The organism is Sporosarcina sp. P32b (assembly GCF_002743335.1).
Classification (GTDB): domain Bacteria; phylum Bacillota; class Bacilli; order Bacillales_A; family Planococcaceae; genus Sporosarcina.
In genome coordinates this window covers 25,418-37,537 of sequence record NZ_PDZB01000007.1, presented here as the reverse complement: position 1 = coordinate 37,537, position 12,120 = coordinate 25,418, and the positions used below count along the sequence as shown (strand labels likewise).

The 12,120-nt window shown below is 43.5% G+C and carries 11 protein-coding genes and 1 riboswitch; of the genes, 8 read left to right on the top strand and 3 right to left on the bottom strand.

The window, feature by feature from the left end; translation table 11 throughout:
• Window positions 1-17 precede the first annotated feature (17 nt).
• Window positions 18-620: an Ig-like domain-containing domain gene (locus CSV64_RS07095; protein ID WP_099634051.1), complete on the top strand. Its 603-nt coding sequence runs from the start codon at window positions 18-20 to the stop codon at window positions 618-620.
• 110 nt (window positions 621-730) lie between these two features.
• Here the strand turns inward: CSV64_RS07095 and CSV64_RS07090 are convergent, their stop codons facing one another.
• Complete coding sequence (locus tag CSV64_RS07090) at window positions 731-1,336, bottom strand: transposase (RefSeq protein WP_099634050.1); 606 nt, start codon at window positions 1,334-1,336, stop codon at window positions 731-733.
• A 398-nt stretch (window positions 1,337-1,734) separates the two neighbouring features.
• Between CSV64_RS07090 and CSV64_RS07085 the strand changes: the two genes are divergently transcribed.
• The 5 genes from CSV64_RS07085 to CSV64_RS07065 all read left to right on the top strand — a co-directional run bounded on the left by CSV64_RS07085 (window position 1,735) and on the right by CSV64_RS07065 (window position 7,162).
• Window positions 1,735-2,943: an acyl-CoA dehydrogenase gene (locus CSV64_RS07085; RefSeq protein ID WP_099634049.1), complete on the top strand. Its 1,209-nt coding sequence runs from the start codon at window positions 1,735-1,737 to the stop codon at window positions 2,941-2,943.
• A 103-nt stretch (window positions 2,944-3,046) separates the two neighbouring features.
• On the top strand, window positions 3,047-3,619 hold the full coding sequence (locus CSV64_RS07080; protein WP_369802902.1) for a TetR/AcrR family transcriptional regulator: 573 nt from the start codon (window positions 3,047-3,049) through the stop codon (window positions 3,617-3,619).
• A 58-nt stretch (window positions 3,620-3,677) separates the two neighbouring features.
• Complete coding sequence (locus tag CSV64_RS07075) at window positions 3,678-4,736, top strand: phosphotransferase family protein (RefSeq protein ID WP_099634048.1); 1,059 nt, start codon at window positions 3,678-3,680, stop codon at window positions 4,734-4,736.
• Window positions 4,737-4,747: 11 nt separating this feature from the next.
• Window positions 4,748-5,500 carry a 2-phosphosulfolactate phosphatase gene (locus CSV64_RS07070; protein ID WP_099634047.1) on the top strand — a complete coding sequence of 251 codons (753 nt, stop codon included), beginning with the start codon at window positions 4,748-4,750 and terminating at the stop codon, window positions 5,498-5,500.
• A gap of 12 nt (window positions 5,501-5,512) precedes the next feature.
• Window positions 5,513-7,162: a long-chain-fatty-acid--CoA ligase gene (locus CSV64_RS07065; RefSeq protein WP_099634046.1), complete on the top strand. Its 1,650-nt coding sequence runs from the start codon at window positions 5,513-5,515 to the stop codon at window positions 7,160-7,162.
• Between the two features lie 372 nt (window positions 7,163-7,534).
• Here the strand turns inward: CSV64_RS07065 and dapA are convergent, their stop codons facing one another.
• Window positions 7,535-8,428 carry a 4-hydroxy-tetrahydrodipicolinate synthase gene (gene dapA, locus CSV64_RS07055; RefSeq protein WP_099634044.1) on the bottom strand — a complete coding sequence of 298 codons (894 nt, stop codon included), beginning with the start codon at window positions 8,426-8,428 and terminating at the stop codon, window positions 7,535-7,537.
• A 117-nt stretch (window positions 8,429-8,545) separates the two neighbouring features.
• Window positions 8,546-8,723, bottom strand: a riboswitch (Lysine riboswitch).
• A gap of 287 nt (window positions 8,724-9,010) precedes the next feature.
• On the opposite strand from dapA, the gene grpE reads away from it, so the two are divergent.
• Window positions 9,011-9,601 carry a nucleotide exchange factor GrpE gene (grpE, locus tag CSV64_RS07050; protein ID WP_158233014.1) on the top strand — a complete coding sequence of 197 codons (591 nt, stop codon included), beginning with the start codon at window positions 9,011-9,013 and terminating at the stop codon, window positions 9,599-9,601.
• An 84-nt stretch (window positions 9,602-9,685) separates the two neighbouring features.
• The gene (locus tag CSV64_RS07045) at window positions 9,686-10,906 is read left to right on the top strand and encodes a tetratricopeptide repeat protein (protein WP_099634042.1); all 1,221 of its coding nucleotides are present in this window, start codon (window positions 9,686-9,688) and stop codon (window positions 10,904-10,906) included.
• 93 nt (window positions 10,907-10,999) lie between these two features.
• Here CSV64_RS07045 and CSV64_RS07040 read toward each other — a convergent pair whose 3' ends face one another.
• Window positions 11,000-12,073, bottom strand: a complete 1,074-nt coding sequence (locus CSV64_RS07040) for a YARHG domain-containing protein (RefSeq protein WP_099634041.1) — start codon at window positions 12,071-12,073, stop codon at window positions 11,000-11,002.
• Between the last annotated feature and the right edge of the window lie 47 nt (window positions 12,074-12,120).

Below are 12,120 nucleotides of genomic sequence, written 5' to 3'. Positions count from 1 at the left end.
GGTGAGGAGTATTGAATATGTGGAAACGATTCTTTTTATCGACAGTACTAATGTGCTTGGTCACTTTAGTCATTGCACCTGCAGCTTCGGCAAAGTCATTCCCATCTAAATCAGTCCATGACGCTATGAAAACATGGAACATTAAATTTAGCTTACAGGTTGAACCGAGCACCGTAACTGAAGCGAATATTTATATAATGGATGGTAGTAAAAAACATGCAGCTTCTGTAGAGTTATTACGTGATGGTAGGACCATTAAAGTTACACCACGAACATCTTACGTGCCAGGAAAGGTATACCGGCTAGAAGTGTCAGATAAAATGCGCTCGATCAAAGGGGTAGTTTTGAGCGCTAAAACAACAATGCCCTTTGAAGTTACCGATCCTTCAGCAGCTATAGAGACATTGCACTATACTTCAGGCAAAGGGTTGCATCATTTCAAAATTACCGTAAAACCTGAAGTCCATTCGGTAAAGATTAATGGAATTTCACTTCGTATGACAGGGTGGAACGAGTTTACTCATACGATTACGAACTTAAAAGCGGGTAGTTCTGTTACTATCAAGGCTTATAATGAGAAGAATAGGACGATAGAGACGAAGACTTACAAGCTGGATTGATGGTACCAGGTCCCCACACAATTCGGAACTATTCTGACAATTGAGTGCGCAATATAAAAGGCTTCTAATCCACTGGATTAGAAGCCTTTTTGAGTTTCGTTTTATTAGAATTACGTAAGCACATTTAGAATGTCAGTACTTTTGCGGATATTTAATATATCTTCCAAGTCCATCAAACAATAGTTCACGTAGGCTTCTGTGGTTTTCTTGAATGGTTGAGGTAGGCAGTGCGGTAGTTCTGATGTATCAATATACGGATAAGGTGCAGGATCAGAAGAATAATAGTAGGGGAATGTACTGAATGGATAATCAGCCAACTGTTTGACCATTGGTGTTTTGGTTGCGATTGGATTGCGGTGAATATAGCGGCTGACGGCGAGCATGGCATAAGGAGATTTAACTTCTTTCGAATAATATCGGCCCTGATATAGTTGTCCGATATACCCGTAACGTTTAGAGTAATAATCGCTGTATTTCCGATTGATATGCCGCATAATTTTAGATAGATTGTCTTCAGATTGAAGTAGAATATGATAGTGATTTGTCATAATACAGAATGCGAAAATAGTAAATTGATAATCGATAGAGGCATGACCTATGCAGCGCATCAGGTGCAACATGTCTTCCTCGGTAGCATAGATGCTCTGTCTATTATTACCGCGCATGACGACATGGTAGTTTGCATTTGGCCTCCAATTCCGTTTACGTCTTGCCATTGACTTCATCTCCTATTATTTCATGAATATGTTGAGTATAGAGGAGAAGTTATATTTTGGTCAAAAGGATGAAATTGAATTTTAGATAACGAAAAGTGCGTGCGAATCACGTTGTGAGTTTGAAGAATTGAATTTTTGTGGCTGTTACAGTAGAAGAATTCGATTCCTGGATGAATTGTGTGGGAATTGCCTGGGGACCTGGTACCGTGCCGAGTACTGTGTCGCAGCAGAATTGTGTGCAAATTGTGTGTGGACCTGGCACCGTATCGACACCGTATCGACACCGTATCGACCTCCCACCCAAAAACCCCTTGCAACCCCAAACCAAATCCCGTATAGTAAGTGTAATATTCAGAACATACCAACTGGTTAGTATAAACGAAAGGAAGTTAAAAACTATGAACTTTTCATATTCCGAGAAAGTAGTAAAGTTACAAGAGCAAGTGACGCAATTTATGGAGGACTATATTTATCCGAATGAAGCTGTGTTTCGCCAGCAGCAAGAGGAGCAAGGAGACCGGTGGAATAAGATTCCGCCGATTGTAGATGAATTGAAGGCAAAGGCGAAAGAGAAGGGACTTTGGAATTTGTTTCTTCCTGACGATAGCTATGGCGCAGGATTGACGAATGCCGAATACGCTCCGCTTTGTGAAATTATGGGACGTTCTTTCTTGGCGCCGGAAATTTTCAATTGTAATGCACCGGATACTGGCAATATGGAAGTGTTGGCGCGTTATGGTACGGATGAGCAGAAGAAGCAATGGCTTGAACCGTTACTTGAAGGAGAAATCCGCTCTGCATTTGCGATGACCGAGAAAGACGTGGCGTCGAGTGATGCGACGAATATTGAATCGAGTATTGTACGCGATGGCGATGAGTATGTGATCAACGGTAGGAAATGGTGGACTTCAGGGGCAGGGGATCCTCGTTGTAAAGTGATGATCTTTATGGGCAAGAGTGATCCGAATGCAGCGAAGCATGAGCAGCAATCGATGATTCTCGTGCCGATGGATGCGGAAGGTGTGACAGTAGAACGCATGTTGCCAGTGTTCGGCTATGATGATGCACCGCACGGACACGCGGAAATTCTATTTACAGACGTACGTGTACCGGCAGAAAATATACTATGGGGTGAAGGTAAAGGATTTGCGATTGCGCAAGGTAGATTAGGTCCTGGCCGGATTCACCATTGTATGCGTTTGATTGGTGCTGCTGAACGTTCGCTTGAATTGATGTGTAAGAGAACGAGTGAACGAGAGGCGTTTGGTCAGAAGATTTCCGATCACGGTGTCGTGCAGCAATGGATTGCGGAATCACGCATGGATATTGAACAAGCTCGTCTGTTGACATTAAAAGCTGCATACATGATGGATACTGTCGGCAATAAAGTCGCAAAGGCAGAAATCGCCATGATTAAAGTAGTAGCTCCGAATATGGCATTGCGTGTCATCGACCGGGCGATCCAAGCATTTGGCGGAGCGGGTGTTAGTGAAGACTTCCCGATCGCGTATATGTATGCAGCGGCTCGGACGTTACGCATTGCAGACGGTCCGGATGAAGTGCATTCAAGACAGATTGCTAGACTAGAATTGAAAAAATACCGATAAGTGATCGATAAGATTAGACTACCGTTTCATTCATTCCGCGTGAGGATTCGATCCGCTGAAATGTGATATAGTATGAGGTAAATAACATGAAGAGGGTCGAGGAATGAGTATGAAAGCTAAAATTACACAAGCGAGTGTGTTGTTGTTTGAAGAAAAAGGATTCAGCGATACATCGATTCAAGATATAGTGGAAGCAATCGGTGTAACAAAAGGAACATTTTATTATTATTTCAATAGTAAAGAGCAATTATTGATGGAAATTCATCTGGAATATATTTCGGATTTACTGAAACGCCAGCAGACGATTTTAGAGAAGGATCACTTATCAGGCCGTGAAAAGCTGGAAGCGATTATCGCGTTGTTGATCCATGATATTCAGAATAACGGGCCGAGCGGACGTGTATTTTTCCGTGAAATGCGTCATTTAGTTGAACAGAATGTCGATACGATTGAAACACAACGCGATCTGTTTCGTTTGAATATCGAGCAGTTGATTACGGATAGCATCGAAGCGGGTGAGTTCCGTCAAGATTTACGTGCCGACATTGTGGCATTCGGCGTATTGGGCATTACGAATTACAGCTATAACTGGTTCAATCCAAAAGGCAAGATGTCCGCGGATGAATTGATTGAGCTATTTTCTAGCCTATTGCTTGAAGGAATCATTCCACGCTAAGCTGAGAAATCAGCTTAGCTATAACATACCAACCGGTTAGTATAAAGGAGGATTTACTATGGAGAATGCTACAACAATTGACGTTCGATCTGGGGAAGAACTGAATAAAGAAAAACTGCAACAATTCATTCGTGACCATATTCCAGAAGCACCAGAAGGGGAATTGCACATTCGTCAGTTCAGTGCGGGACATTCCAATTTGACGTATCTGTTACAAATTAATGAGTGGGAAGCGGTGTTGCGCAGACCACCGCTAGGACCAGTAGCACCGAAAGCACATGATATGGAGCGGGAGTATCAGATTTTATCGAGCTTGCATCCATATTTCAAGCCAGCTCCTAAACCCTATGTCTTTTCTAAAGATGAAGAGATTGTTGGTAGTCCGTTTTTCATTATGGAACGTCGCAATGGTATCGTGCTAGACACGGAATTCCCTGCCGGCGCGGTGTATACACCTGAACTTGGACGAAAGATTTCTGAGTTACTTGTAGAGCAACTGGTTAGTTTGCATCAAGTGGATTATAAGAAAACAAAGTTAGTGGATATGGTGAAACCTGAAGGCTTTATGGAGCGGCAAGTGGCGGGGTGGATCGGGCGCTATGAACGCGCGAAAACAGATGACGTGAAAGATTTGGACGAATTGACCGAGTACTTGAAGAGTCATGTGCCGGAGTCCGCTGAGCCTACCATTATTCATTATGATTATAAATTAAACAATGCGATGTTTTCGGAAGATTATTCTGAAATGACGGGGCTGTTTGACTGGGAAATGACGACAGTAGGCGATCCGCTCGCTGATGTGGGCGCTGCGATGAGTTATTGGATTCAAGCAGATGATCCTGAAATGTTGAAAAAAGGACTTGGCAAACCACCGGTCACCGTGATGGAAGGGTTTTTCACAAGAGATGAATTTATCGAGCGTTATGCAGAGAAGAGTGGACGTGATGTCAGCTCGATTGATTATTATTTGACGTTTGCCTACTTTAAACTGGCCGTCATTTGCCAGCAGATTTATTACCGCTATAAAAAGGGACAAACGCAAGATCAACGTTTTGCTCACTTTAATGTGTTTGTTGAAAATCTAATTCAGTACGCGTTAATTAGCGCTAGGAAGTAAGAGGTGACAGGATGAGAATCCATTTGCTTTTTAAGAAAGAAGAATTGGATGAGGCGAAGCTCGATGCAACCAAAACGGTTGTAGTCTTTGATGTGTTATTAGCGACTTCTACGATTTCTGCCTGTCTGTCATTTGGCGCACGGTCAGTGATTCCGACAGCTGATGAAAAAGAAGCACGTGACATTGCGAAAAACTTGCCGACTGATGAGTATTGTATGGCGGGTGAGTGGAACGGTTTGCCTATAGAAGGGTTTTCCTATCCATTGCCGCTAGCTCTTAAAGAGAAAGTGGCGGATAAAACGTTGATATTGAGAACGACTAACGGCACAGTGGCTATTCGAAAAGCCGCGGCTGCGCGTAAAGTGTGGATTGCTTCATTATTGAATAGTCCGGCGGTAGCCAAAAAAGTATTTGACGAATATGAAGACGAAACGATTTTGCTCACTTGTGCAGGTTCTGCCAATCAATTTTGCTTAGAAGATTTCTACGGTGCAGGATACTTTTTATCCGAGCTGATTCAGCTGGCTGGAGAGAATGCTGTTCAATTAACGGATAGTGCGCTCGCTGCCAAGTTGTTTTACGGTAGTCAGAAAGATCAAAATGAATCGTTACTCGCACAAACGCAAGTAGGCAGAGCAATGCTTGAGATGGATGTAGATGATGATTTGCATTTCGTCAGTCAAAAAGGTGTGCTTGATGTGGCACCGTATTTGTCAGGACAGGAAATTGTCTGTGATTCATGTGTAAGCGCATATAAAAGTTGAGGAGTGAATTGAATGAAACATACAGCCCATTTTGAATTTTGGCCACCCCGTATTGCGAAATCTCTTACATTACCTGAAACGACGATTTATGATAATTTAGCGATCACTGCAAAGAAATATCCGAATAAAACGGCTTATGAATTTTATGGCGGATCCGCAACGTACGGACAATTATTGGACGAGACAGAGAAGATGGCTGGGTATTTGGAACAGGAATGCCAGGTGAAAAAAGGGGATCGTGTCTTGCTACTCATGCAAAACTCGCCACAATTTCTCTTCAGTTTATTTGCGATATTACGCTTGCGGGCAGTCGTTGTCGCGATCAATCCGATGAGTACGACAAAAGATTTGCAGTTTTTCGTGGAAGATGGGGATATTCAACTGGCGTTTATTGGACAGGAATTGTATCCGAAACTAGAACCGCTAATTGGTACGACGACACTTCAAACGGTTATTTCTGCTGCTTATTCTGATTATATTAATGAAGGGAAAGCATTGGCTGAAATTCCTGAAGAAGTGAAGGCGCCTGCAAAGGAACTAGCGAAGACTGTTTCGTGGAAATCTGCGCTGGATGCGGCTCAGACGCCTTCAGTTTACACAGGTGAGAGTGATGATATGGCAATGATTCCGTATACGTCAGGAACGACTGGAGCGCCTAAAGGATGTATTCATACGAATCGGACGGTGCAGGCCAATACGATCGGTTCGTATCATTGGATGGCAATGAGTCCTGACACGGTCGTATTAACAAGTTTGCCTTTATTCCATGTGACGGGACTCACGCATAGTGCGCTGAATCCGATTTTGGCAGGGAGTAATACGGTCATTATGACAAGATGGGATCGCGACTATGCGATGAAAGCAATTGAGTATTTCAAAGTCAGTCATTGGATCAATATTAGTACGATGCTGATCGATTTCCTCGCGAACCCTCAGCTCGCGGATTATGATATATCTTCTCTTGAGATTGTCGGTGGCGGAGGGGCTACGCTTCCTATCGCAGTAGGTGAAAAACTGCGTCAACGAACGGGATTAGATTATGTAGAAGGTTATGGTTTATCCGAAACGATGTCGCATACCCATTTCAATCCACCGAACCGTCCTAAGTTGCAATGTCTTGGCATTCCAGCATTCGGTGTAGATGCCCGCATTATTGACCCGACAACAGGTGAAGAACTCGGTGTAGAAGAGGAAGGCGAGCTAGTAGTTAATGCGCCTCAAATGTTTAAAGGCTACTATAATCAAGAGGAAGAAACAAAAGCGAGTCATATGATACTAGACGGTATACAATTTTTCCGCACTGGCGATATCGTGAGAATGGATGAAGAAGGCTATTTCTTTATCGTAGACCGTGTTAAGAGGATGATCAATGCGGCAGGCTTTAAAGTGTGGCCAACGGAAGTGGAGTCGATTCTTTATAAACATCCGGCGGTTCAGCAAGCATGCGTCGTTCGGTCTCCTGATGAAGTGCGTGGTGAAACGGTAAAAGCACTTATTATTCTGGATTCAGAATATAAAGGAAGCGTGACTGGGGAAGAGATTATCGAATGGTCGAAGGGGCAGATGGCGAGTTATAAATATCCGCGAATTGTCGAGTTCCGTGATAGTTTCCCGACTACGAGTAGTGGAAAGATCTTATGGCGTCAGTTGCAGGATGCGTAAGCGGAGACTATGACTCTTATACTATATAAGTTAAATTGAAGATTTTAGTACACACTAAGTTGATTTTCGTTACAGGCGGCAAGTGCAAAGATGTGCTCCTAACGCTTCGCTTTTACTCGCAAAAGCCGTTCTTCGTGACGGCTCTTCCAGCGGGAACAGCGCGAGCCGAAAGCCCCGCAGGTAGCGTAGCGGACGAGGAGATTGAGGCCGTGCCCGCGGAACGCGTCCGCCTGGAACGGAAATCAACGGTTCCAATGGAATGGCTAGTTCTTATGTTCAACTTATTATATAGAAGTGAATGAAAAAGCTGCTCCAAGATAACCGTATGTTGCGGTCGTCTTGGAGCAGCTTAAAGTAGTTTCTATAAATCGATCATAGACCGACTGCGGATTGATTGCGAAGAGCTAGAAGGTCTCTCAACGAATCTACTTGTTCTTCAGGCAACGCAATCATTGGTAAACGAACTCCACCAACTGGTACGCCCGTCAAGTTCAATGCAGCCTTGGTCGGAGAAGGGTTCGGTGCAGCGAACATTGCTTTCATGATTGGCAATAGGCCACGATAGATAGTAGCGGCTTGCTTTGTATTGCCCGTTTTGAAGTGACGCACCATTTCTTGCATTTCATTGCCTATAATATGTGCAGAAACCGACACGATGCCTGTGCCGCCAATAGATAGCATAGGAAGTGTAGACGCGTCATCACCTGAATAGACAAAGAAGTCATCCCCCGTATGCTCAATAATCGCTGCAGCGGCTTCTAGATCACCGCTCGCTTCTTTAACAGACGTAATATTCGATACGTTGTTCGCCAATCGGATAATCGTTTCAGGCAACATATTGACTGCGCTGCGTCCTGGGATGTTGTAGAGCATGACTGGTAATGTAGTCGTTTGTGCAATGGTTTTGAAGTGCTGGTACAAGCCTTCTTGACACGGCTTATTATAGTACGGTACGACGAGCATAATTCCGTCGACGCCTGCTTCTTCAGCTTGGATCGTCAAGTCAATGGATTCTCTCGTGCTATTCGTTCCTGTGCCTGCAATAACTGGTGCACGGCCTGCGACGGTTTGCACGGTGAATTTGAATAGCTCCACTTTCTCTTGCGCTGTAAGCGTAGGGGACTCTCCTGTCGTACCTGCGATGACTAGGGCGTCTGTTCCGTTGGCTAGTAAGTGATTGATTAAGTTTTGTGTTGCTGGGTAATCGATGTCTCCTTTTTCATCAAACGGAGTAACCATCGCTGTCATAATTGATCCGAAATTCATTATTCTCCACATCCTATCATTTTATTAAAAAACATAGAGGTGGGGGCGATACGTAAGTGAACGCAAAAAGCAACAACGAGGGCTCGCTGTTGCGTTGAAATAATGAATTATTTCTTTGCACGAGATAGCCCACCATACAGTTTCCCATATGACAATCCTGCACTTGTTCAGTCCAGAATCAGCTTGGAGATCATGAGTGTCTCGCCGCTTCGGCAAATTCCCCTTTCCACAATCTTCATAGAACCTCATGATCCTCTGATTGTGTACTAATGGTTTTTGCGCCTCTATCCTTATTTCCGAATTATCGAAATAAGTGAAAGTTTAATTACCCTTACTGTACTTGGTATCTGACGAAATAGCAACCTTAACTTTTCTGGATGAATGTTTTGTCTATCGATGACACATCGTGCAACAATACGTCAGCACGTGTACCAATGTCGTCTCATTCCTTCGACAATTCACGGCCTAGTATTGTGTTAGCCATCAAAAAGTGCTATCTTATCAGTATAATAGCCTAAGCTTAGACTGGGCTTTTCTTGCTTGATTTATGCATTACATATGTTTTCTGAAAAGGGGAATTCGATGAGTACTATACATGAGTCCGCGAATAACAGGCCGGAAGAGTTACAGCGTATATTGGATAAAGAATTATTGCAGTTGGAGAAAATTACGATTGAAGATTTCGAAGTGGATCCGATTGAGAAGCCTGTCACGCAAGAAGATTTGAAGCAGTTTCAGCAGTTTACATCGACGAGTTTCCGCTCACTAGAAGAGTTGCTCGAAAGCAATCAAGCAATCTTGCCGGTTGATGAGGCGATTACGCGTCTACAAGATGAGGCCTTGCAAGACCGCGTACAAATGGCGAAACGCGCAGTGCAAATCTTTACTTTATTTGAAGATGTACGTCAGAATGTTGATCCTGAAGCGATCGAGTTACTTGCACAATTGGATGCAGCGATGGATCAAGCGCAACTCTTGCTTGAAGAAATCGGTATACAAGAGTTGCCGGTGTACGATGAGTATTTCGATGAAAGCTATATGGAAGCGGTAGGAACTATACCGGCTGAAGAAGCGCAAGGGATTGAGCGTTTTAAAGTGGCGGCTGTATTCCGCAGAGCTTTTTCAATGGAAGATCAAGTCATTCAAGATGCACTAGTGAAAACGGTTTCGTAAAAGGGGGAACGTTTATGACGAGCATAACAAATGATCAATGGGTGAGTCACTACGTACGCCCGTTTAGTAGGTGGAGGTGATTCGATGAGTTCATTTACTAACGTTCCTATGCTGATACAGCAAATGCAACAAGAGATACGACAGAAGCGTTACACGTTAGCGCTTGATACGATACGCGAACTGGAAAAGTTGAATGTTAGCCGCAAGCAAATTTTGTGGCATAAAGCATTGCTCGAAAGTAAGGTCGGAAATTTGCACGTGGCATTAGCCTACTTGAAGGAACTAGACAGCGACGATCTTCATGCTATTAAGTTACAGCAAACGATCGTTGACAATTGGGACACGTATACGCAGATCATTGCCGAATATAACGATGCCATATCGGAAATTCAGCTAGGCTTTGGCGAAAACGCACTACAGATCATAGATCATGCGATGGAGTTGGCAGGAAAACTGCCCATCCCGATTGAATTATATCGCATGAAAACGGTGTTGTTGGCACGTTATGAAAGCGGCACATTATCTCGCTATACGGCAGGATTACCTATGTATGTGCTCGATGATCCGACCATTAAACGTGTCGTGGCGGCAGAACCTCCGCGCCCGGATATCGCACGACCGGTTCCGAAGCCTAAAGTTAAGCGTAAGCTGAAAAAAGAGGCGGCAGTACTGCTTGCTAGTATTGCGACCGTCCTATTAGTCTTCTTTATCTGGTTAATTGCCAACCTCATGTCACAGCCTGAGGTCGCTACGGAGTCGAAAGCTATAGCACCGGTGAAAAAGCCTGCCATAACGGAGACAGAGCCGAAGAAGGACGAGCCCGTTCAAGAGGTAGTCGTAAAACCTGAAGAACCAACCGAGCTTGAATTCGTTTCAAATGAAGCAGCGAATATGTATTATAATGAAGGATATAGACAATTCGTAAAGGAAGACTTCCCAGCAGCTGTTGTGTATTTTGAATATGCTATGCGCACGGAAGATACGGATTACTTCACGGATGATGCCTCGTACTTCCTTGCATCAAGTTATTTGCGCGAGAAGAAGTATGAAGACGTTGTGGAAATCGCGAAAGCTTTCCGTAAAGAAAAAGATGAGAATTATAAAGAATCCCCTTACCGAGACGGAATTCGTCTTCAAGAAAGCCGTGCTTTGTGGAAGCTTGGTGAGGATACTCAAGCTGTTTCGATTCTGGATGAATTGATTAATAAGCCAGATGAAGATTGGGTGACGTATGAAGCGAGGGCTATGAAGAAGTTGGTAGTAGATGGCGAGAGTGGTAGTGAGGTAGATGAAGAGGCTAGTTGAATTAGCTTGACATCGCGTTATTATGCCCGCGCCAAACTAAAAAAACAGGAGCAATTCGTGAAGTCATGATGACTTCTCGGATTGCTCCTTCTTTTATTCCAATGACTTGATCAATTCAACATTATGCTTCTCCCACTTGGTCATCTTTCCATCGAAGGATGGATTCGGTTCGTACCATGACTGTGAGCCGAAGTAGTTTTGCAGTTCTTTTGATTGGAATACATAGCCGTGCCGTGCATAGATTTCATTGCGCGCTAAACGTAAATCATCTTTTGACAGTCCTTTTAGGTCGGATTCGTCGAGGAACACGTCACCGCTGTACGAAATGATGAAATGCTCGTTAGAATCGCCAGCTGGCACTTCTTTAATCACTTCTTTGACAATAACAGTTTCGACAGGTTCTTCTTTCGGGACGTCATTTTGTACGACTGGCAAATCATTGTCGGTTTCCACGTTAGTTGCGACGGCCAATTCTTTGATGGAATCAAAAGTGAGGTGAACCGATTGCTTTGCCCCAAATACATTCGCCTGAATTTCTTCCCGCACACTTTCGTCATTCAATGTGGTCGTCATTTTAATGGGATAAATTCCTGCCATATACGGGCCGAATTCTGCTTGTTCTTTACTCTTTTTTATATAACCCATCTCGGTATCGTGAATTGATAGTACGGTTTCCTCCCCAATTGATTTCACTTTGAGGATATAGCCTGCTGGATTGATCGTATAACGAGAGAAGAGGCCGAATCGCTTTCCTGCTACACGTATGGAGAACATACCATCGTCGGTCTTTTCTTGTAAATTGTTTTCAATTACTTGCACGATGGAAGGGTTTTTCTCGACCAATGTAAGCAAGGCTTGAATGCTTTCTCCGTCGATCGAAATACGACTATCTTTCGGTACGATCAATTCATGTAACGCGTCTCGATCTTGCTCGATCAATGCTGAAATGAATTGATCAGCTATAGCATGCCGACCGTATTTGTTTTCCATAAGGTAATAACTTGTAATCGCAACTAGTACAACCACTATTAATACAATGGGAGACAGCAATGTTTTCAGTAACGACCGTTTTTTATTGGAATAGCGTGATGCAAGGAATGCTTTACAGTTTGTGCAGTACTCTTGCTGTTTTGTATTCATTTCATTACATATCGGACACTTTTTCATATAAATTCTCCTACTTCATGCTATGGTTCTATCTTCTGAACGCAAGT

What these genes read in the sequence shown, in the direction of transcription:
- dapA (WP_099634044.1), bottom strand. Translation starts at nt 8,428, where the DNA reads ATGAATTTCGGATCAATTATGACAGCGATGGTTACTCCGTTTGATGAA.
- CSV64_RS07070 (WP_099634047.1), top strand. Translation starts at nt 4,748, where the DNA reads ATGAGAATCCATTTGCTTTTTAAGAAAGAAGAATTGGATGAGGCGAAG.
- CSV64_RS07045 (WP_099634042.1), top strand. Translation starts at nt 9,686, where the DNA reads ATGAGTTCATTTACTAACGTTCCTATGCTGATACAGCAAATGCAACAA.
- grpE (WP_158233014.1), top strand. Translation starts at nt 9,011, where the DNA reads ATGAGTACTATACATGAGTCCGCGAATAACAGGCCGGAAGAGTTACAG.
- CSV64_RS07040 (WP_099634041.1), bottom strand. Translation starts at nt 12,073, where the DNA reads ATGAAAAAGTGTCCGATATGTAATGAAATGAATACAAAACAGCAAGAG.
- CSV64_RS07090 (WP_099634050.1), bottom strand. Translation starts at nt 1,336, where the DNA reads ATGGCAAGACGTAAACGGAATTGGAGGCCAAATGCAAACTACCATGTC.
- CSV64_RS07080 (WP_369802902.1), top strand. Translation starts at nt 3,047, where the DNA reads ATGAGTATGAAAGCTAAAATTACACAAGCGAGTGTGTTGTTGTTTGAA.
- CSV64_RS07075 (WP_099634048.1), top strand. Translation starts at nt 3,678, where the DNA reads ATGGAGAATGCTACAACAATTGACGTTCGATCTGGGGAAGAACTGAAT.
- CSV64_RS07085 (WP_099634049.1), top strand. Translation starts at nt 1,735, where the DNA reads ATGAACTTTTCATATTCCGAGAAAGTAGTAAAGTTACAAGAGCAAGTG.
- CSV64_RS07095 (WP_099634051.1), top strand. Translation starts at nt 18, where the DNA reads ATGTGGAAACGATTCTTTTTATCGACAGTACTAATGTGCTTGGTCACT.
- CSV64_RS07065 (WP_099634046.1), top strand. Translation starts at nt 5,513, where the DNA reads ATGAAACATACAGCCCATTTTGAATTTTGGCCACCCCGTATTGCGAAA.